Below are 19,468 nucleotides of genomic sequence, written 5' to 3'. Positions count from 1 at the left end.
AGCTTCAGGGGCATCCGGTCTAAAAAGTTGAATCTATCAGGGCAAAGCGCCAATTCGACGGGCAGCATTGACCGCTTCGTAGCGAGTGTGTGCGCCCAATTTACGCATCACAGAGCGTAAGTAAGACTTAACGGTCTCGGCACCAATGCCCATTTCTTCTGCGGCCTCCACATTGGTATGACCGAGCGCGACACAGGACAAGACGTCGAGTTCGCGAGCAGAAAGCTTGGTAGACTGCTTGACCCGCACCGGGGAAACCATCTGGTCGCACAGAGCTTCAAGCTCCTTGCGCAGGTCTTCATCCTCAACCCGATTAGCCAACATGCGCAGTTTGGAGTGCGTGGAGCGAACCTGCTCCCACTCCGCACCGTTCATGACATGGCCGCGCGCTGCGCCACTCTTGCCGCCGTCGGCGCGACGCATAGCGGAGTTAACTGCCAAATCTTGCTCCAGGCAGCGGGCAGTCATGGTCACCTCTTCGATGACTTTGTCACCCAGGCGCACCGGCGAGTGGACACCCACGTAAAGCACTCCACGGATTTCGCGTTGTACAGTAACGGGAACAGCAACAATGGAGTGCAGGCCCTCGTCCTGGATGTGACGGTCATTTTCGTGCGAGATGGTCGTCGCGCGAGAGTAGTCCGAGACACCAACCGCGCGCCGCGTGCTAACAACGCGACCACCGACGCCTACACCGGCATCGATAATGAGGTTTTGCAAAGCGGGAGTGCGAAGCCCAACCCACTGAGTGATTTGCAGGCGGTTATCAGGAAGTAGGGTTCCATACATCGTGACGGGAATGCCGGTTGCGGTCTTCAGGGAAGACAGGGCGGCGCGTACGGCTTCGTCATCATCTTTGAGGCGATGCGACTCCATGAGAATCTCTCCTAGTTGGGGGTAACCAGTAGGTGCACCCATACCCACCACACAATTCGGGGGTAAAAGAACACCTTCACCGCAGTATAACCGGCGAACGGGGGTAATAATAAATCGCCTTACCATTAAACATTGATCGGAATCCAACAAACGGTGCCCGAATGATCGGTACAGAATTTATATACCACTTGGTCTAGTGGCGTGGTGTACAGTGACTGGGGTACGCAAGAACAAATTTCCTAAGGAGTCCACAAAATGGCTGTTTACAACAACATTCTGGAAACCATCGGTAACACTCCGCTGGTACGCCTCAACCGCCTCACCGAGGGCCTCGACGCCGAGATTCTCGTTAAGGTTGAGTCCTTTAACCCTGCTAACTCCGTTAAGGACCGTATTGGCAAGGCCATTATCGACGCCGCCGTTGAATCCGGCGAGCTGAAGCCAGGCGGCACCATCGTTGAGGCAACCTCCGGCAACACCGGTATTGCACTTGCCTTCGCTGGCGCCACCTTGGGTTACAAGGTCATCCTCACTATGCCGGAGACCATGTCCAACGAGCGCAAGGTTCTGCTGCGCGCTTACGGTGCAGAGATTGTCCTCACCCCAGGTGCTGCCGGCATGAAGGGCGCAGTCGACAAGGCAAACGAGATTATCGCCAACACCGACAACGCCATCCTCGCTTCCCAGTTCGCCAACGAGGCAAACCCGAAGATCCACGAGGCAACCACCGGTCCGGAGATCTGGAAGGACGCAGAGGGCAAGGTTGATGCCTTCGTCGCAGGCGTGGGCACCGGCGGCACCGTTACCGGCGTGGGCCGTTACCTGAAGTCCCAGAACCCGGACCTGCACCTGGCTGCAGTCGAGCCTTCTGACTCCCCTGTTCTTTCCGAGGGTCACGCAGGTCCGCACAAGATCCAGGGCATCGGCGCAAACTTCGTCCCTGAGGTTCTCGACCGCGAGCTTCTCGACGAGGTCCTGACCGCCACCAACGAGGAGGCAATCGCAACCTCCCGCAAGCTGGCAACCGACGAGGGTCTGCTCGTTGGCATCTCCGCTGGCGCGAACGTCTCCGCTGCTTTGAAGCTGGCTGCACGCCCAGAGTTCAAGGGCAAGACCATCGTGGTCGTCCTGCCGGACTTCGGTGAGCGCTACGTCTCCACCGTCCTCTTCGAGGACATCCGCGAAGCATAAGCTTTCTGAATTTAAAGCACCCGTCTTCTTGGTGGGTGCTTTTTCTATGACAGTAGTATGAACCACATGAACATCCTGAAGATGATCCGCGAGGATTTGGCGAACGCCCGTGATCATGATCCAGCTGCCCGTGGTGATGCAGAAAATGCCATTGTCTACTCAGGCTTGCACGCGATTTGGGTTCACCGGATCTGTCACTGGATGTGGAAGCGCGGATGGCGTGGCCCTGCACGAATTCTGGCGCAGATTAACCGCTTCTTCACCGGCATTGAGATTCACCCTGGAGCCACCATTGGCCGCCGTTTCTTCATTGACCACGGCATGGGCATCGTGATTGGTGAGACCGCCGAAATCGGAGACGGCGTCATGATTTATCACGGCGTCACCCTGGGTGGTCAGGTTCTTACTCAGACCAAGCGCCACCCCACCGTTGAGGACAACGTCACTATCGGTGCTGGTGCCAAAGTGCTGGGCCCTATCACCATCGGTGAGGGCTCCGCTATCGGCGCAAACGCGGTCGTCACCAAGGACGTGCCGGCACAGCACATTGCCATCGGCATTCCGGCCACAAATAGGCCGCGCAAGAAGGACGAGTGCATCAAACTGGTCGACCCAGACTACTACATCTAGCTGTTGCTTTGCGACGTCGCCAAGCGCGGCAAAGTGGGCCCCAGACGAACGTGGGGTCCACTTTTAGGTTTTAGTTCTCGAGCAAGTGCTGGTATTCCGGGTTCTTCTCGATGAAGCCCGCGACGGCAGAGCAGCTGGCGATGACACGCTTGCCGGCGGTTGATTCATCCTCCAGGGCGGCCTTGATGAGTGGTTTGGACAGGCCCTGGCCTTGGAAGCCCTTGTGGACCACGGTGTGGTGGAAATCGCGGGTTTCTGCGGTGTCGGCGTACTCCGCGAAGCCGGCCTCTTCCCCATCGACGGTAATTACGAAGCGGGAGGTGTCAGTTTGGTGTGCAACAGAAGTAGTCATGTGGCCCATTAAACCATTTCTGCAAAACCAAAAGAACCCCCTTCTGAAGAAGGGGGTTGATTTGTGGCCAGAGCCAGGATCGAACTGGCGACCCCACACTTTTCAGGCGTGTGCTCTACCGACTGAGCTATCTGGCCAGAAGCCACTGAGGACTTCGGCGACCCTGACGGGACTTGAACCCGCGACCTCCGCCGTGACAGGGCGGCGCGCTAACCAACTGCGCCACAGGGCCATATTCTATTGTTGCTGTGCTCTCTGGCACGAATAATTACTCTACACAACATTCTTAAAGCTAGACAAATCCGCACCTTAACAGCAATTTCAGGACAATTCTTTAGGGCTATTTGGCGCTGCTTTGCTTCCACGGCGGGGCTAACGCGACCAGCGCTCGGCCAAGAAAAAGAAACCTGCACAGTTGCCAACGAAGGCTCCAGATCGTCGAACAGAGATGCTCAAATTGTCAGTTAGGACGATCCTCGCCATAGGTCTCGCGTTGAGTCTCGTTTGACCGTGCGGCGTTGGTCGCGACTTGCGACCTATCGAAACCCATTGGCTCGAAGGTCGACTTTGACCCTGGCTATGTCATCGAGCTCGATGCATCCAAAATTAACGCCGCGCTTTCCGACGTCGCGCCAGCACCCTCCGCACGCGTCGGCCAGGTAGCAACCCCAGTGAGGGCAAGCACCAGCGCAGCCACCGCGTCTAGCAGGCCTAGTCGTGCTCCACTGCCATACCTATCTTGTTCACCGATTATCTCGGGCACACACTGCACGCAGATACCGACTAAAGATCTAAGCAAAGAGCGCATGACACAGAACACAATTGCGCCACCGGAATGGGACTTGGACATGACAAAAGCCGGCCCCAATCCTGGAACCGGCTTGCAATATGGCGACCCTGACGGGACTTGAACCCGCGACCTCCGCCGTGACAGGGCGGCGCGCTAACCAACTGCGCCACAGGGCCATATTGAATTGTGGCCTTAAAAAAGACCGGTATGAAGCGAAAGAGCTTCGTACCCCCAACGGGATTCGAACCCGTGCCGCCGCCGTGAAAGGGCGGTGTCCTAGGCCGCTAGACGATGGGGGCCCGTTGCCTTGAAGCAACGTTTTAAAAATATACTGGAGATGTCGAACGATACAAAATCGCCCTGAAAGGAACCCCTAGATGAACGCAGAAAACCATGTCTGACCAGCAACATACCTGCGCCTGCCATGAGCCTCACGTGCACGGATATAACGCAGATAGCAAAAACAAAGCGAAGTATTTGGCGCGTTTAAAGCGCATCGAGGGTCAAACGCGCGGCATCCACCGCATGATCGAAGAAGACAAATACTGCATCGACATCATCACGCAGATTTCCGCGGTGACCTCCGCGCTGGAAAATGCCTCTTTGGCCTTACTCGAAGACCATATTGAGCACTGCGTAGCCGGTGCCGCCGCCGAAGACGGTGAACTGGCCAAGGAGAAGCTAGAAGAGGCCATGACGGCTATCCGCAAGTTGGTAAAGAACTAGACAGTTCTACACCCACTCTTTCCATCTCTAGGAGAGCCCTCGATGGGCAACGATGCGTTTAAAATTTCTGTTCTCGTTTTGGCCATGCTTAGCTCGTTTGCCAACGCCCCTCCAGCTTCGGCCCAAGATATTTTTGACGGCGGCAGGTTGGGCGGCGGTTCCTCTCAGTTCATCGCAGAGAACCTTCCCGGCAGCGCTAATCCTCTGCCGGAATTCGGCGGTCAGGTTAATCTAAACAAGTTTCAAGGAACCTGGTACTAAGTAGCTGCCCTGCCGCAACCAGCGCAGCTACAGTGCGGATCCAACTCTGTTGCGAATTATTCGGTCATCGACGCCCGCACGATTTCCGTGGACAATTCCTGCCGAACCTACCTGGGCGGGCGATCCGGAATCCACGGCACGGCAAGTGTGCGTAGTGACGCTTCGTTGCGCGTAAACTTCTCCGGAATTCCCTTCCAGAACGAAAACGGACCGGTCAACTACCGAGTCACGTACCTCGCCGAGGACTACTCCCTCACCATTATCGGAGACCCAGATCGTCTTTCGGGTTTCGTTCTCTCCCGCACCCCCCTACCTAACGCCAGAGCAATGGGCCACCGTAAAGTTCATCGTGACTAACCGCGGTTGGTGGGACTGTGCCTTCCTGACCACGCCGGTCGACGGCGGGCAAGACGACGTTCGCCCTCTTTGCACGATTTAGTGCGCATTAGAACCAAAGCGTCAGAAACCCTCTCGCTAGCTCGATAACTTCGCCAGAGCTAGAAAACGGCGTTTCCCCTAGAAAGTAAGTCTTCTAGGGGAAACGCCGTTTTGTGGGCCCTCCGGGGCTCGAACCCGGGACCTGCGGATTAAAAGTCCGTAGCTCTACCAACTGAGCTAAAGGCCCAATGGATAGTTAGTGTACCGGCAGCACGCGTTGGATTGAAATTCGCCCCCATGTTTTCGGCCCCGCTACATACAGCCGGAAGTATTGCCGTAAAAAATGGCACAAACGGCTTCAATCTCAAGGCCGTCTCGTTCTAGAAGAAGCCAATCGGAACGTGGGTATTTTCTCCGGGTTACACACCAGCGTGACGCAAACACGTCGCCGATAACGTGCTTTTGCTCATGGCCCGGAACTATCCGCACTTCCGGAGCGACTATATTAAATAACCGCGGATTTTCACCACGGGTTGATACTAATGCGCACGTCCGCACAAAATGCGGGGCGCGCATTCGGAATTAAAGGACGGGTGCGTTTTGGATCTCGTTGATATCTCGAGGTGGCAGTTCGGCATTACGACTGTCTACCACTACATTTTTGTGCCGCTGACCCTGGGGCTAGGGCCGATGGTGGCCATCATGCAGACTGTGTGGCACCGCACCGGCAACCCTGAATGGTTCCGGGCCACGAAGTTCTTCGGAAATCTCTTCCTCATCAACTTCGCCATGGGCGTAGTCACCGGCATTGTGCAGGAATTCCAATTCGGCATGAACTGGTCCGAATACTCCCGCTTCGTGGGCGATGTTTTCGGCGCCCCGCTCGCATTCGAGGGACTCGCGGCCTTCTTCTTCGAATCCGTCTTCCTGGGCGTGTGGATCTTCGGTTGGGACCGCGTGCCCAAATGGGCTCACCTCGCCGCCATCTGGACGGTCGCTATCGCGGTGAGTGTCTCCGCATACTTCATCATCGTCGCCAACTCTTTCATGCAGCACCCCGTGGGCGCTGCTTTTGACGAAGTCAAGGGCCGTGCAACACTCACGGATTTCTGGGCACTGCTTACCAACCCCACCGCGCTACAGGCCTTCCCACATGCGGTCGCCGGCGGTTGGATCCTGGGCGGCACGCTTGTTGCCGGCGTTGCCGGATGGTGGATGCTGCGCGAGGCCCGCGCAGGCGATGCCCATGGGCACGCAGCAGGAATCTGGCGCAGCCTCACCCGCTTCGGTTCCTGGGTCATCCTGGTCGGTACGGCAGCCGTTGCGCTCACGGGTGACTTCCTTGGCAAGCTCATGTTCGTCCAACAGCCGATGAAGATGGCCTCCGCCGAAGCACTGTGCGAGACCGAAATGGACCCAGCATTTTCCATCTTGTCGTTTTCCTCGATGAACAACTGTGAGACCGCCGTGCATATGCTCGACGTGCCCTACGTTCTGTCTTTCCTGGCGAAGGGAACCTTCAGCGGCGTCGAGCTGCGCGGCGTCAACGAGTTGCAGCAAACGTATGAAGCGCTCTACGGGCCAGGCAATTACACTCCCAATCTCTTCGTGACGTACTGGTCCTTCCGCCTCATGATCGGCTTCCTCGCGGTGCCGGTCATCTTGGCTCTCGTCGCACTGTGGACCACGCGGAGCCACCGCGTGCCGCAGGCGAAGTGGATGTCCAGCGCGGCACTGCTGGCGCTGCCCGCACCGTGGCTGTCGAACTTCTCGGGCTGGATCTTCACCGAGATGGGCCGCCAGCCATGGATCGTCGCTCCCAATCCGGAAGCCGCCGGTTCAGCAGAAAAGATTCACCTCATCGTGGACTTTGGCGCCTCCGATCACCCGGAGTGGGTGGTGTGGACGAGTCTCATTGTCTTCACGTTGCTCTACGGCATCTTGGCCGTCATCTGGTTCTGGCTCATGCGCCGCTACGCAGTGATGGGGCTCAATCAGCCGGGCCTGCGCGACGGGGATGAAAAAGACCTGGCTGCGGCTCTTTATGGGCCGGGTGAAGATACTGAGCTACAGCCTCTGAGCTTTAGCGATTCTGCTGCGGGCTCGGCTGCAGCCGGTGCCACGAACAAGAAGGGGAAGTAGTCATGGATCTCAACACCGTGTGGTTTATCATCATCGCCTTCTTCTTCACGGGCTACTTCGTGCTTGAAGGATTCGACTTCGGCGTGGGCATGCTCTTGCCTTTCTTGCGCGGGGAATCCGCCGCGGACAGCGATGCGCGCCGTACCGCCGCGGTGCGCGCCATCGGTCCTGTCTGGGACGGCAACGAGGTCTGGCTCATCGTCGCTGGTGCCTCCATCTTCGCGGCCTTCCCGGAGTGGTACGCGACGCTCTTCTCGGGCTTTTATTTGCCGCTGTTACTCATCGTTACTGCACTCATTATCCGCGGCGTCAGCCTTGAGTGGCGCGTTAAGGTCGACACCCTCGCTTGGCGCAAACGTTGCGATATCGGCATCGCGCTCGGCTCCTATCTCCCCGCTCTACTGTGGGGCGTAGCCATGACCAACATCGTGGCGGGCGTTGCTTTCTCGTCCCCCGGTCATGTCGACTCGGTGATAGATGGTTTCCTGGGGCTGCTTAACCCGCGCGGCCTGCTGGGCGGCGCGGCCTTTCTGCTGCTCTTCGCCTTCCATGGCGCTCTCTTCTTGGGGCTCAAGACCCACGCACCGGTTCGCACGCAAGTCCACGCCATCGCGCGGGGCTGGCTGGCCATCGCCACACTTGCGGTCGGTGCGATCTACCTCGTGTGGATGCAGCTAAACTTCGGCAAATCCTGGACCTGGATTGCCCTTGCGGCCGTCGCGCTCGCGCTCGTCGCCGCCTTCGCGGGCCTGTGGAGCGGTCGCGATCGTACGGCGTTCTTCGGCACCGCCGCGGCGATCATCGCGGTGGGATTGGCGCTCTTCGGAGCGCTCTTCCCCAACGTCCTGCCTTCCGTCACGGACGTGGCAGGCCTGGATATTTACACTGCGTCCGCGAGCCCGTACACCCTGAAGATCATGACGTGGGCTGCGGTGGTGCTCGCGCCAGCCGTCCTCATCGGCCAAGGCTGGACCTACTGGCAGTTCCGCGCGCGCATCGGCGTCGACGCTTAAGGCGAGCCCAGCCATGGCTGCTCCCCTCGATCCGCGGCTTATGCGCCTCGTGCCGCCAGTGCGCGGCCTCATTCTGCGTACCGGCAGCTTTCAGGCGCTCGATACTGTGCTCGTCATCGCGCGCGGCGTGCTTATCGGCACAGTGGCCGCGCGAACCATCACGTCCGACGCTCACCTTCGTGAACTGTGGCCGCTGCTGTTGGCAGTACTCGCGGTGGTACTGCTCCATGCGGCCGCTTCCTGGGCGAGTTCCCGCGCGCAGGCCCACGCGGTGGGCAAGACCGTCGACGCGCTGCGCATGCGTACCCTGCGCGCCCTGGCTACTCGCGACCCACGCGTCGTGCAAGAAGAGTCCGGACAGTGGCGCCACGTGCTCACCCGCGGCATGGAGGACTTCCGGCCGTATCTGTCGCAGTTTCTGCCCGCTCTCGTGGCGGTCTGCATCGCGACCCCTGCGGCGCTTGTTACCATAGCCTATTTCGATTGGGTCTCTGCTGTCTTCGCTCTAGTGACGCTGCCCCTCATCCCGGCGTTTATGGTGCTCATCGGCGCGCTCACCGCGCAACACACGCAGCGACGCCTAGCCGTCACCGCCGGGCTCGGCGGCCAGCTCGCGGATCTCGTGCGAGGTGCGCCCACGCTGCGGGCGCTGCACGCGACCAAGCAGCCAACGCGATCCGTGGGAAGTCTGGGCGAGCGCCATTCCAAGGCCACGATGGGCGTGCTGCGTCTGGCCTTCCTATCATCCTTTGCGCTCGAGTTTCTGGCTACGCTCTCCGTGGCACTCGTTGCCGTCAATATCGGCCTGCGCCTCGTCACTGGCTCCATCGAGCTACTCCCCGCGCTGGTCGTGCTCATCATCGTGCCTGAGGTCTTCAACCCGGTGCGCGCGGTGGGTTCCAGCTTCCATGCCGCGGCCGATGGCTTAGAAGCCGCCCAGATGCTCCTCGGGGTCATCGACAGCGCCGCCGCAAAGCCAGAGGTCACGGGTGGATATCGCACGCTGGCTGGTTCGGAAGTCTCGGTCTCTCACGTGAGTATCTCTGGCCGTGATGGCATGCGGCCTCAGGATCTGACTTTTAAAGCACGGCCTGGCGCGCTCACGGTGCTCAGCGGCGCCAACGGCTCTGGAAAATCCACCGTTTTGCTTGCTCTTCTGGGCGCACTTCCAGACGCCGCCGTTACCGGGACCGTCCGCCTGCCTCCAGGCTCCGCATATCTTGCCGCCAGCCCGGCGCTGGTTACTGGCACGGTCGCTGAGAACCTGGCGCTCACCGATGCCACCGATTCCGCGCTCGCCGCCGCGCAGGATGCTGTCCCGCTCGGGGTGGGGCACGCTCATGACGTGGCCACCGGCGGCACAGGTATTTCCGCGGGCCAGCGCGAACGCGTGGGCATCGTACGCACCCTCGCGGTGGACGCACCGTGCTATCTCCTCGACGAGCCCACCGCCCACCTCTCCCCCGAGCTCGTCACCAACGTCATCGCGGCCCTCCAGGCGCGGGCACACGCGGGCGCTGTTGTGCTCGTGGCCAGCCATGATCCGCGCCTTATCGCGAAAGCCGACGAGGTGATTGAGCTATGACTTCTTCTTTCGTCTCCGATCTCCGCTTCATCCTGCGCGCAGCTGGCGTGCGCAGACGCGAACTCATCGCCGCCATCGCGCTCAGCACGGTAACGCTCACTGCGGCGCTAGCGCTCACGCTCACCTCTGGCTGGCTCATCACCCGAGCTTGGCAGATGCCGCCCGTGCTGGTGCTCTCTGTCGCCGTGACGAGCGTGCGCGCGCTCGGCATCTCCCGTGCTCTCTTCCGCTACGTCGACCGTCTCTACGCGCACCACATGGCGCTTCGCGCCCTCACGCGTCTGCGCAGCGCCATCTTCACCGCGCTCGTCGAACGTGAGTCCCCGTCCTTCAGCCGCGGACGCGCCCACGTTCGGCTTGTCCGCGACGCTGACGCCATCACCGATTTCCTCGTGCGGGGGCTCCTCCCCTCCGGTACCGCCGCCGCCATGAGCGTGCTCGCGGTCATCACCACGGCGCTGCTGAGTCTGCATGCAGCGGCGATCATGCTTGCGGCCTTCCTCGTCACCGGCATTGCCGTGCCGGGGCTCGTCGCTCGCGCTGCCACCCGCAACCGTGCTGCCCGCGAGCGCGCCCGCTTCATCGAGCGCCTCGATCTCGTACTTGAACACCGCGTCGAATTCACGGCCTTGGGGCGCGCGGAAGAGCTGCTGGACCACGCCGCGGCGGCATCGGAAAGCGATAGCTCCGCACGCGTTGCTGCCGATGCCCCCTTGGCCCGCGCCACCAGCCTCTTCACCCTCGCTACGGGGCTCGCGGCATGGGGCGTGCTGGTCTGCGCTGTGCATTTCTATGCTGGCAACCCAATGTGGTTGGGCGCGCTCGTACTCATGCCGCTCGCGGCCTTCGAGGCCCACGGCCAACTCGCGGCAGCAACTCTCGCCGGTGTAGAGGCCGCGCCCTCTCTCCGCTGCGTATCCACGCTACTGACAACCCCGCGCCACACAAGGATCCCGCGCGAGCGCACCGCAGCAGTCACAGTATCGGGGTTGCGCACCGAATTTGGTCAGGCCACCTGGGACTTTCATGCCCCTGAAAATTCCCGCGTCATCGTGCGTGGCCCCTCTGGGGTGGGCAAGACGCAGCTCCTCGAGACCATTGCCGGACTGCGTACCCCGCGGGCGGGCACCGTTACCGTGCCGAACTCGTGTCATTATTGCGCGGAGGACGCATGGATCTTCGCTACGTCGGTGCGCGAGAACCTGCGCGTCGCCGCTCCCGCGGCCAGCGAGAAGCTCATGCGCCGCGTGCTTGCCGCCCTCGACTTCGAACTCGACTTAGATCTTGTGCTCGCGGATGGCCCCGGCTCGCTCTCCGCTGGCCAACGTCGCCGTCTGTTGCTCGCCCGCGCGCTGTGCAGCGATGCACAAGTCCTGCTTCTCGACGAGCCCACCGAGCACATTGCTGATGCCGATGCCACATCCCTGCTGCGCATACTCGCCTGCGGGCCGCTGCCCGGCGCACGTGCAGAGCGCACCGTCATTCTCGTCACCCACTCTCCCGTGCCAGGCGCCTCGGCGGCGCTTGCCACTCCCAGCGTGACGGTACTTCCTCGCCCCTGTGCTCACTAGCCCCGCGGCACGCGATTGCCTACTGACGCGCAAACGCCCGCCCCGAAGGTTCCGGGACGGGCATCAGCATGAGCAACGAGGGCACATTAGCCGCGCATGTCGCCCTTCTCAGCGAAGTTGATCTGGAAATCGAATGCGGTCTTCAGATCGTGCGGGGTGTGGACGAACTTGTTCGCCTTCGCGCGCTCAAAGTACTCCTCCAGCATCGGACGGTAATCCGGGTGTGCCACGGCGATTACCTTCTCCACGCGCTCACGCGGTGCGAGACCACGCAAGTCAGCGACACCGTACTCGGTGATGATGACCATGGTGTCGTGCTCGGTGTGGTCAGTGTGGGAAACGAAAGGAACAATCGCGGAGATTGCGCCGTCCTTTGCCACAGACGGGGAAACGAACGTGGTGATGTAACCGTTGCGGGTGAAGTCACCGGAGCCGCCGGTGCCGTTCATGATGCGGGAGCCGCCAACGTTGGTGGAGTTGATGTTGCCGTAAATATCGGCCTCAATCATGCCGTTGGAGGAGATAAGACCCACGCGGCGGATAACCTCCGGGTGGTTGGAGACCTGCTGCGGACGCAGGATGATGTGCTTGCGGTAGCGCTCTGCCTCAGCGTTCATCTTCTCTGCGTATTCCGGGGAAAGTGCAAAGGAGGTAGCGGAAGCGACAGTCATCTTGCCGGCGTCGATAAGGTCAAGCATGCCGTCCTGGATGACCTCAGTGTATGCCTGAATGTTTTCAAACTTGGACTCCAGCAGGCCTGCCATCACAGCGTTAGGGACATTACCCACGCCGGACTGCATGATGAACTTGTCATACTCCAGGCGTCCAGCTGCAACCTCGCCCTCGAGGAACTCGATGAAGTTAGCGGCGATCTTCTCGGAAACCTCATCCGGAGCCTTAAATGGCGCGTTGCGGTCCGGAGCGTTGGTCTCAACGACTGCGACGACCTTTTCGGTCGGCAGCTCAATGTACGGGGTACCAATGCGGTCATCAACCTTGGTGATCGGGATTGGCTGGCGGTTAGGCAGCTTCTCGATCTTGTAAATGTCGTGCATGCCCTCGAGGTTCTCGGACTGCCAGGTGTTTACCTCGAGAATAATCTTGTCTGCAGCCTCGATGTATTCCAGGTTATTGCCCACTGCAGAAGACGGGATGATGTTGCCGTCTTCCAAGATGCGGACAACCTCGATGATTGCGACCTGGAAGTCACCGTAGAAGCCCTCTTCAACCTGCTGGCCAGAGTGGGACAGGTGGATGTCCTGGTAAAGAATCTCACCGGCGTTTGCCTTGTTACGCAGAATCGGATCGGAGTTGTACGGGGAGCGGAAGCGCAGAGCGTCTGCCTCCGCCAGAACACCGTCACAGTCCGGAGCGGTGGAAGCACCGGAGAAGAGATCGATCTTGAATTCTTCGCCAGCTGCGTGTGCAGCCTTAGCCTTTTCAGCGATGGCGGTCGGCAGCGCCTTTGGATAGCCAGCTCCGGTGAAGCCGGAGATTCCGACGCGGTCACCGTTGTTGACAAACTTTGCAGCCTCGTCAGCCGAAACAACGAGGTCCTTAAATGGCGCGTATGCGATCCTATCGGACAAGGTAAATCCTCCTTTTTATACGGGAAAAGACCTAGGTAACGGTCCACCCCTGCGAGTTACATGCACCACATTAGCGAACTTGTTGAGGTTTTACCGAAATCTTCGCAAACTTACACACCCCCGTCACACCGTCTTCCACAACTTGCCACCCAACCTGCTAAAAGAGCACAATTGGCTGCGTGAATCTTGCAATCGGAAAAATCGAGCTCAACTCCCCCGTTGTCCTAGCCCCTATGGCGGGCGTGACCAACGTGGCTTTCCGCACGCTCTGCCGCGAACAAGAAATAGAGAAAACAGGCACCGTCTCAGGCCTGTATGTGTGCGAAATGGTGACGGCGCGCGCCCTCGTGGAGCGCAATGAAAAGACCATGCACATGACCACCTTTGGGCCGGAAGAAAACCCCCGTTCATTGCAGCTGTATACCGTCGATCCGGAGTACACATACAAAGCAGCCAAGATGATTGTGGACGAGAACTTGGCAGACCACATCGACATGAACTTCGGCTGCCCCGTACCTAAGGTGACCCGTCGTGGTGGCGGCTCCGCCCTGCCCTACAAACGCCGCCTCTTCGGCAACATTATCGCAGCAGCGGTAAAGGCAACTGAAGGAACCGACATCCCGGTTACCGTAAAGATGCGCGTGGGCATCGATGACGAGCACCATACGCACCTCGACGCCGGCCGTATCGCCGTCGAGGAAGGTGCAGCCGCGGTTGCACTCCACGGACGCACTGCCGCGCAGCGCTACTCGGGTCATGCCGATTGGAACGAGATCGCACGCCTGAAGGAACATCTCGCCGACTCGGGCATTCCCGTGCTTGGCAACGGCGACATCTTCAAGGCCACCGATGCGCGCGCGATGATGGAGCAGACAGGCTGCGACGGCGTCGTCGTCGGTCGCGGCTGCTTGGGCCGCCCGTGGCTCTTTGCAGAACTATCCGCCGAGCTGCGCGGCGAGCCCATCCCGGCAGAGCCGACACTGGGCGAAGTAACGAAGACTATGATTCGCCACGCAGAGTTACTTGCACAGCACGACGGCGAGCGCCAGGCAAGCCGCGATATCCGCAAGCACGTGGGTTGGTACCTGCGTGGATTCCCAGTCGGCGGCGAGGTTCGCTCGGGCCTGGCGCGCGTCGAATCCGTGGATAACCTGCGGGAACTATTGGCACCGTGGGCTAATTCGCAGGCGCTTGCCGACGACGCGGATGGCGCCCGTGGGCGTCAAGGCTCACCCGCCAAGGTGGTCCTTCCGGAAGGTTGGCTGGACGACCCAGAGGACGCTACCGTGCCGGAGGGCGCGGAAATCATGCACTCCGGTGGATAAATAAAACCTTAACGAGCGCTAGACCAAAAATTGGTCTATTATTTTCGACATGCGTACCGCTTATCGCGAACACCTCGACGACTTCTCGCATGACCTCATCATCATGCGAGACATCGTCCACACCATCATGACCAAAGCCTCCGAAGCCCTTCTAGAATCCGAACTCCAGTCGGCCGAGGAGTCCCTGTCGCTGCGCGATGACCTCGACGAGGTTCGCACTCGCTGCGAGGAACGCGCAGTGCTACTCCTCGCCCTCGAAAACCCCATGGCCAAGGATCTTCGCCAGGTAGTTTCCTCCATCTACATCGTCGAGGATCTCTACCGCATGGGCCGCCTGGCGCAGCACGTCGCCTCCGCCGCGCGGCGCCGCCACCCCGAGTCCGTCCTCCCTGCTGACTGCATCGGCTACTTCGAGGAGCTCTACCGACTCGTCGCTGACATGAGTAAAATGCTCCGCGAAATCCTCGTTACGCCGGATCCCGACACCGCATTGAAGATGGCTTCTGAGGATGACGCTGTCGACGACATAAACCACTATCTCCTCTCCTACTTAACGCAACGAGAGTGGAAAGCAAGCGTGCGCGAAGCAGTTGAAACCGCACAAATGACGCGCTACTACGAGCGCTTCGCGGACCACTGCGTCGCTGTGGCAGGCCGCATCATTTACCTGTCCACAGGCTTGGCGCCAGAGGAATACATGGCCAAGCTAAGCGAGGAGGAGCGGGATAAGGAATTCGAATCCCGCATGGCCGAATTGGAGCGTCAGTTCCGCCGCTAAAAGCAATAACCCGACTAGACCTTTTCAAGCCGCAAATGGAGAGGATAAGTCGGGTTTCTGCGTTTTGCACATAAATTATCTACGCAAGTCTAAATACACTTCAGGATTCGGTATCACGCAATCCGGGGAATAAAAGGGGCCCTCGCATTCCGCAGCAATATAGCCGCAGGAGTGCGAGGGCCCCACTCATTCACAGGAACGAGCAAGAAGTGAGACTGGTGTCTTTAGCCGAAGCGACCGGAGATGTAGTCCTCGGTGTCCTTCTTGGATGGATTCTTGAAGATGGTGGTGGTGTCATCGAACTCTACGAGGTGGCCCGGCTTACCGGTCGCCTCGAGGGAGAAGAAACCGGTCTTGTCAGAGACACGAGCTGCCTGCTGCATGTTGTGGGTAACGATAACGATGGTGAAGTTTTCCTTCAGCTCGTGGATGAGGTCCTCCACCGCCAGGGTGGAAATTGGGTCAAGTGCGGAGCAAGGCTCATCCATGAGGAGAACCTCTGGCTCGACTGCAATCGCACGAGCGATGCACAGACGCTGCTGCTGACCACCGGAGAGGCCGCCGCCCGGCTTGTCCAGACGGTCCTTAACCTCGTCCCAGAGGTTTGCGCCACGCAGGGATTTCTCAGCGACTTCCTTCAGCTTCTTTTTGTTCTTCTCGCCAGACAGACGCAGGCCAGCCACGACGTTGTCCTCGATGGACATGGTTGGGAATGGGTTCGCCTTCTGGAACACCATGCCGATGGTGTTGCGAACGGAAACTGGGTCAACCTTCGGGCCGTAGATGTTCTGGCCGTCGAGAAGAATTTCACCCTTCACGGATGCACCTGGGATGACCTCGTGCATGCGGTTGAGGGTACGCAGAACGGTGGACTTGCCACAGCCAGAAGGGCCAATGAATGCGGTGACTGCCTGTGCTGGGATCTGCATGTTGACGTTCTGTACGGCGTGGAAGTCACCGTAGTAGATGTTCACGTCATTGAGCTCAAGCTTTGACATTGAAAGATACTCCTGTTGAGAGGTTTTAAGTGGGACGGCGTTTTACTTCTTGACGGAGAACTTCGCAGAAATGATGCGAGCTCCAATGTTGAGGATTGCGATGATGAGGACCAGGGTGAGCGCAGCGCCCCACAGTTTGTCCAGAACAGCCGGCTGTGCACCGGACTTGTACATGTCGAGCATCATCAGCGGCAAGGAGGACATAGCGCCGTCCATTGCATCCCAGTTGATGGAAGAGGTGGAACCCACCAAGACCAGAACCGGAGCGGATTCACCCATAACACGGGCCACAGCCAGCATGATGCCGGTGACGATGCCGGAGAGGGCGGTCGGCAGAACGATTCGCGCAATGGTCTTCCACTTTGGAACGCCCAGGGCGTAAGAGGCCTCACGCAGGTCCATTGGGACCACACGGAGCATTTCCTCGGTGTTGCGGACGACGATTGGAATCATCAGCAGAACCAAAGAAAGTGCCACAGCCATACCGGAGCGCTCGAAGCCGAAGAGAGTAATCCACATTGCGAAGACGAACAGTGCAGCAACGATGGAGGGAACACCAGAGAGGATGTCCACCATGAAGGTGGTCAGGCGGCTAAGCAGGCCACCGCGGGAGTACTCCACCAGATAGATAGCGGTGAAGATTCCGATTGGCACGGAGATAAGCGTCGCGAGAATCGTCTGCACGAAAGTACCGATAATGGCGTGTAGTGCACCACCACCAGCTTCGGTGTCGAGGATTCCGCGCTGGGAAAGGGTCCACCACTCGGGGGTGAGGATGGCACCAGCACCGCGGGAGAAGAGCTCCCACAGAACCCAGACGAGCGGAATCATAGCCAGAATCATCGTGGCCCACACGATGATGGTGGCGACGTTGTTGGCAGTCTTGCGGCCTGCAGAGATATCGAGGAAGACAGAACCGGAATTCTGAGGCAGAGTCTTTACTGGAGTAGACATTGTTTTCTTCCTCCTACTTGTTCTTCACGATGGAACGGGCAATGGCGTTGACCACGAAGGTCAGGAAGAACAGCATGAGACCGGCCGCGATGTATGCACCTGCACGCATCTCGTTACCGAACTCGGAAGCTGCTAGAGCAATCGCCGTTGCGAAGGTAGTACCTCCGTCGAAGAGCGAGAAGCGGAAGTCAATCAGCGGGGAGACAACCATGTACAGAGCCATGGTCTCACCCAGTGCACGGCCCAGACCCAGCATGGAGCCTGCGATGTAGCCGGACATACCGAATGGCAGAACGGTCATGCGGATAACTTCCCACCGGGTCGCGCCGAGTGCCAAAGCGGACTCGATCTGGCCCGGAGGCGTCTGGACAAAGACCTCACGTGCGGTAGCAGCGATAATCGGCAGAATCATCACTGCCAGCACGATGCCACCGGTAAAGATGTTGCGGCCGGTAGTGAAGGACGGCGAGTTGTCGTACGTCGTGAAGAGGAAGAAGCCACCAGCCCAAGAGTGCAGCCAGGTGTAGAAACCGGACAAAGCTGGGCCGAGCACCTGCCAGCCCCACAGACCGTAAACAATCGAAGGAACTGCTGCGAGCATGTCAACGAGGAAGCCCAGTGGCTTAACCGCGCGTGCCGGAGCGTAGTTGGAAAGGAAGATGGCGATACCGAGTGCAATCGGCATGGCAATCAACAAAGCCACGACGGAGATGAGGATCGTCGATCCGAACATGGTCGGGATACCGAACTTCATTGCGTCGGTGTCGTTGGTTTCCCAACGCTGACCGTAGGTAAAGAATCCCAGGAATCCGCCCTCATTGACGTTGAGCGCAGGAACTGCGCGCCAAATCAGGAAGGCAGCGATAGCCGCAATCATCACCGTGATGAGCGTTGCGGAAGCAGTGGAGAGGAACTCAAAGACGCGGTCGCCGGGGCGCTTTACGCCCGCGCCGGTAGCAACGGAAGCTACCTCAGGACCGTCAGTGCCGAGTGCAGGCTGGGACGTTGTGATTACGTCCTGCTCATCGACCGGCGCCGTGGTGAGATTGTTGTCTGCCATGAGACTACGAAATCCTTTTCAACGGAAAGTTTGGAAATTATAAGACATACCGCAGCCCCCAAAGGCGCTCAGTGGAACGGATTTGGGGGCAAGCAGTGTATGGGCCCAGAGGATTACTGGATTGCTTCGACCGCAGCCTTCAGGCGGTCAAGGTGGTCGCCGGCGACTGGGATGAAGCCAGCAGCCTCGAGGTCAGCGTTCTGGTTCTCCAGAACGGTGTTCATGAAGGCCTTCACCAGAGCGGAGGTCTCCTCATCGTAACCAGCGGAGCAAACGATGTTGTAGGTGGTGAGGATGAGTGGGTAAGCACCAGCGGTGTCGGAACCGAAGAGAGCCTCGGAGTCAACAACCATGTTGTGCTCGGAGCCGGTCTCCTTGAATGCCAGGTTGTCGAGTGCAACGCCGACGGACTCGTTGGAGAGCTCTACAGGGCCGTTGCCGAAGTCGATCTTGGCAATCTTAACGCCGTCGCCTTCCTTCTGGTGTGCGTAGCCAGCCTCAACGTAGGTGATTGCACCCTCGATGGAAGCAACCTGGTCAGCAACACCGGAGGAGCCGTTTGCGCCCTCACCGACAGCGTCTGGGAACTGCTTGCCCTCGTCGTCCCAGTTACCGGTAGCGGTCTTCAGGAACTTCTGGAAGTTGTCAGAGGTACCAGACTCGTCAGAACGGAAGATGACGGTGATGTCGGTGTCAGGAAGCTCGGTTCCCTCGTTGGCAGCCTTAATCTCTTTGTCGTTCCACTTGGTGATCTCGCCCTTGAAGATCTTTGCCAGGGTCTCGGTCTTCAGGTTGACCTCGGTGTCACCCAGGTTATAAGCGATAGCAACTGGGCCGATGGTGGTTGGCAGGTGCCATGCGTCGTTGCCCTCGCAACGCTCCTTGGCAGCCTCAACCTCACCCTTGTCTTCCTTCAGAGCGGAGTCGGAACCAGCAAAGTCAACGGTGCCGTTGGTGAAGGCCTCAACACCCGCGCCGGAACCGGAAGAGGTGTAAGAGAAGTTAGCGTCTGGGTAGTCAGCCAGGAATGCCTTCTCAAAGACGGACATTGCGCTCTTCTGGGAAGAAGCACCCTCGCCGGTGAGGTCACCGGAGACCTCAGAGCCGCCCTCAGAGCCGGAGCCGGACTCAGAGCAGGCGACGAGGCCGGTGGAAGTTGCGGCGATGATGCCGAAGATTGCAGCAGTGCGCTTGAAGTTGCGGGTCACGGGGAAACCTTTCAACGAAGAACAGAGATTGTTAGTCCGAG

Annotated in this window: 19 protein-coding genes and 5 tRNA genes; 11 read left to right on the top strand and 13 right to left on the bottom strand. The window is 59.3% G+C overall.

The window, feature by feature from the left end; all coding sequences use genetic code 11:
- Positions 1 to 36 precede the first annotated feature (36 nt).
- Positions 37 to 876, bottom strand: a complete 840-nt coding sequence (ramA, locus tag I6I72_RS09725) for an acetate metabolism transcriptional regulator RamA (protein WP_201806808.1) — start codon at positions 874 to 876, stop codon at positions 37 to 39.
- Positions 877 to 1,131: 255 nt separating this feature from the next.
- Between ramA and cysK the strand changes: the two genes are divergently transcribed.
- Complete coding sequence (cysK, locus tag I6I72_RS09720) at positions 1,132 to 2,067, top strand: cysteine synthase A (protein ID WP_049064319.1); 936 nt, start codon at positions 1,132 to 1,134, stop codon at positions 2,065 to 2,067.
- 66 nt (positions 2,068 to 2,133) lie between these two features.
- Positions 2,134 to 2,697: a serine O-acetyltransferase EpsC gene (epsC, locus tag I6I72_RS09715; protein WP_100087528.1), complete on the top strand. Its 564-nt coding sequence runs from the start codon at positions 2,134 to 2,136 to the stop codon at positions 2,695 to 2,697.
- 70 nt (positions 2,698 to 2,767) lie between these two features.
- Here epsC and I6I72_RS09710 read toward each other — a convergent pair whose 3' ends face one another.
- The 6 genes from I6I72_RS09710 to I6I72_RS09685 form a co-directional block, all read right to left on the bottom strand.
- Entirely contained in the window at positions 2,768 to 3,058 is a 291-nt protein-coding gene (locus tag I6I72_RS09710) for a GNAT family N-acetyltransferase (RefSeq protein WP_005531391.1), read from the bottom strand.
- Between the two features lie 55 nt (positions 3,059 to 3,113).
- A tRNA-Phe gene (locus tag I6I72_RS09705) sits at positions 3,114 to 3,186 on the bottom strand.
- 21 nt (positions 3,187 to 3,207) lie between these two features.
- Positions 3,208 to 3,281, bottom strand: a tRNA-Asp gene (locus I6I72_RS09700).
- A gap of 345 nt (positions 3,282 to 3,626) precedes the next feature.
- Positions 3,627 to 3,899, bottom strand: a complete 273-nt coding sequence (locus I6I72_RS09695; protein WP_152682584.1) for a hypothetical protein — start codon at positions 3,897 to 3,899, stop codon at positions 3,627 to 3,629.
- Between the two features lie 39 nt (positions 3,900 to 3,938).
- Positions 3,939 to 4,015, bottom strand: a tRNA-Asp gene (locus I6I72_RS09690).
- Between the two features lie 50 nt (positions 4,016 to 4,065).
- A tRNA-Glu gene (locus I6I72_RS09685) sits at positions 4,066 to 4,138 on the bottom strand.
- Positions 4,139 to 4,232: 94 nt separating this feature from the next.
- Here I6I72_RS09685 and I6I72_RS09680 point away from each other — a divergent pair.
- Genes I6I72_RS09680 through I6I72_RS13725 form a run of 3 tightly spaced genes read left to right on the top strand, consistent with a single transcriptional unit; the run spans position 4,233 to position 5,183 of the window.
- Complete coding sequence (locus I6I72_RS09680; RefSeq protein WP_005531390.1) at positions 4,233 to 4,565, top strand: metal-sensitive transcriptional regulator; 333 nt, start codon at positions 4,233 to 4,235, stop codon at positions 4,563 to 4,565.
- A 42-nt stretch (positions 4,566 to 4,607) separates the two neighbouring features.
- The gene (locus I6I72_RS13730; RefSeq protein ID WP_236592615.1) at positions 4,608 to 4,826 is read left to right on the top strand and encodes a hypothetical protein; all 219 of its coding nucleotides are present in this window, start codon (positions 4,608 to 4,610) and stop codon (positions 4,824 to 4,826) included.
- 9 nt (positions 4,827 to 4,835) lie between these two features.
- Positions 4,836 to 5,183, top strand: coding sequence for a lipocalin family protein (locus tag I6I72_RS13725; RefSeq protein ID WP_236592699.1), 348 nt, complete (start codon positions 4,836 to 4,838; stop codon positions 5,181 to 5,183).
- Positions 5,184 to 5,378: 195 nt separating this feature from the next.
- Here the strand turns inward: I6I72_RS13725 and I6I72_RS09670 are convergent.
- Positions 5,379 to 5,451: transfer RNA gene (locus tag I6I72_RS09670), tRNA-Lys, on the bottom strand.
- Between the two features lie 353 nt (positions 5,452 to 5,804).
- Between I6I72_RS09670 and I6I72_RS09665 the strand changes: the two genes are divergently transcribed.
- The 4 genes from I6I72_RS09665 to cydC are packed head-to-tail and all read left to right on the top strand — an operon-like array spanning position 5,805 to position 11,515.
- Positions 5,805 to 7,346 carry a cytochrome ubiquinol oxidase subunit I gene (locus I6I72_RS09665; RefSeq protein WP_201806805.1) on the top strand — a complete coding sequence of 514 codons (1,542 nt, stop codon included), beginning with the start codon at positions 5,805 to 5,807 and terminating at the stop codon, positions 7,344 to 7,346.
- 2 nt (positions 7,347 to 7,348) lie between these two features.
- Positions 7,349 to 8,359 (top strand): cytochrome d ubiquinol oxidase subunit II, encoded by a 1,011-nt coding sequence (cydB, locus tag I6I72_RS09660; protein WP_005531386.1) that lies wholly within the window; start codon positions 7,349 to 7,351, stop codon positions 8,357 to 8,359.
- Between the two features lie 13 nt (positions 8,360 to 8,372).
- A complete protein-coding gene (locus tag I6I72_RS09655; protein ID WP_049151448.1) occupies positions 8,373 to 9,944 on the top strand; it encodes an ABC transporter ATP-binding protein/permease in 1,572 nt (523 codons plus the stop codon).
- Positions 9,941 to 11,515: a thiol reductant ABC exporter subunit CydC gene (gene cydC, locus I6I72_RS09650; RefSeq protein WP_049151447.1), complete on the top strand. Its 1,575-nt coding sequence runs from the start codon at positions 9,941 to 9,943 to the stop codon at positions 11,513 to 11,515. Before I6I72_RS09655 ends, cydC begins: the two co-directional genes overlap by 4 nt.
- A gap of 86 nt (positions 11,516 to 11,601) precedes the next feature.
- Here cydC and I6I72_RS09645 read toward each other — a convergent pair whose 3' ends face one another.
- Positions 11,602 to 13,104, bottom strand: coding sequence for an acetyl-CoA hydrolase/transferase family protein (locus tag I6I72_RS09645; protein WP_049062715.1), 1,503 nt, complete (start codon positions 13,102 to 13,104; stop codon positions 11,602 to 11,604).
- A 179-nt stretch (positions 13,105 to 13,283) separates the two neighbouring features.
- On the opposite strand from I6I72_RS09645, the gene dusB reads away from it, so the two are divergent.
- Positions 13,284 to 14,429, top strand: coding sequence for a tRNA dihydrouridine synthase DusB (gene dusB, locus I6I72_RS09640; RefSeq protein WP_005531378.1), 1,146 nt, complete (start codon positions 13,284 to 13,286; stop codon positions 14,427 to 14,429).
- A 49-nt stretch (positions 14,430 to 14,478) separates the two neighbouring features.
- Complete coding sequence (gene phoU / locus I6I72_RS09635; RefSeq protein ID WP_005531377.1) at positions 14,479 to 15,207, top strand: phosphate signaling complex protein PhoU; 729 nt, start codon at positions 14,479 to 14,481, stop codon at positions 15,205 to 15,207.
- Between the two features lie 224 nt (positions 15,208 to 15,431).
- On the opposite strand, the gene pstB is transcribed toward phoU, so the two are convergent.
- The 4 genes from pstB to pstS form a co-directional block, all read right to left on the bottom strand.
- Complete coding sequence (gene pstB / locus I6I72_RS09630; RefSeq protein WP_005531374.1) at positions 15,432 to 16,205, bottom strand: phosphate ABC transporter ATP-binding protein PstB; 774 nt, start codon at positions 16,203 to 16,205, stop codon at positions 15,432 to 15,434.
- Between the two features lie 42 nt (positions 16,206 to 16,247).
- Positions 16,248 to 17,159, bottom strand: coding sequence for a phosphate ABC transporter permease PstA (pstA, locus tag I6I72_RS09625; RefSeq protein ID WP_005531373.1), 912 nt, complete (start codon positions 17,157 to 17,159; stop codon positions 16,248 to 16,250).
- Positions 17,160 to 17,172: 13 nt separating this feature from the next.
- Complete coding sequence (gene pstC / locus I6I72_RS09620; RefSeq protein WP_005531370.1) at positions 17,173 to 18,219, bottom strand: phosphate ABC transporter permease subunit PstC; 1,047 nt, start codon at positions 18,217 to 18,219, stop codon at positions 17,173 to 17,175.
- Positions 18,220 to 18,332: 113 nt separating this feature from the next.
- On the bottom strand, positions 18,333 to 19,427 hold the full coding sequence (pstS, locus tag I6I72_RS09615; protein WP_005531368.1) for a phosphate ABC transporter substrate-binding protein PstS: 1,095 nt from the start codon (positions 19,425 to 19,427) through the stop codon (positions 18,333 to 18,335).
- Between the last annotated feature and the right edge of the window lie 41 nt (positions 19,428 to 19,468).

Source organism: Corynebacterium striatum (genome assembly GCF_016728105.1).
GTDB classification, from domain to species: Bacteria; Actinomycetota; Actinomycetes; order Mycobacteriales; family Mycobacteriaceae; genus Corynebacterium; species Corynebacterium striatum.
The sequence above is the reverse complement of the archived record's forward strand: the minus strand, read 5'-3'. Positions and strand labels throughout refer to the sequence as shown.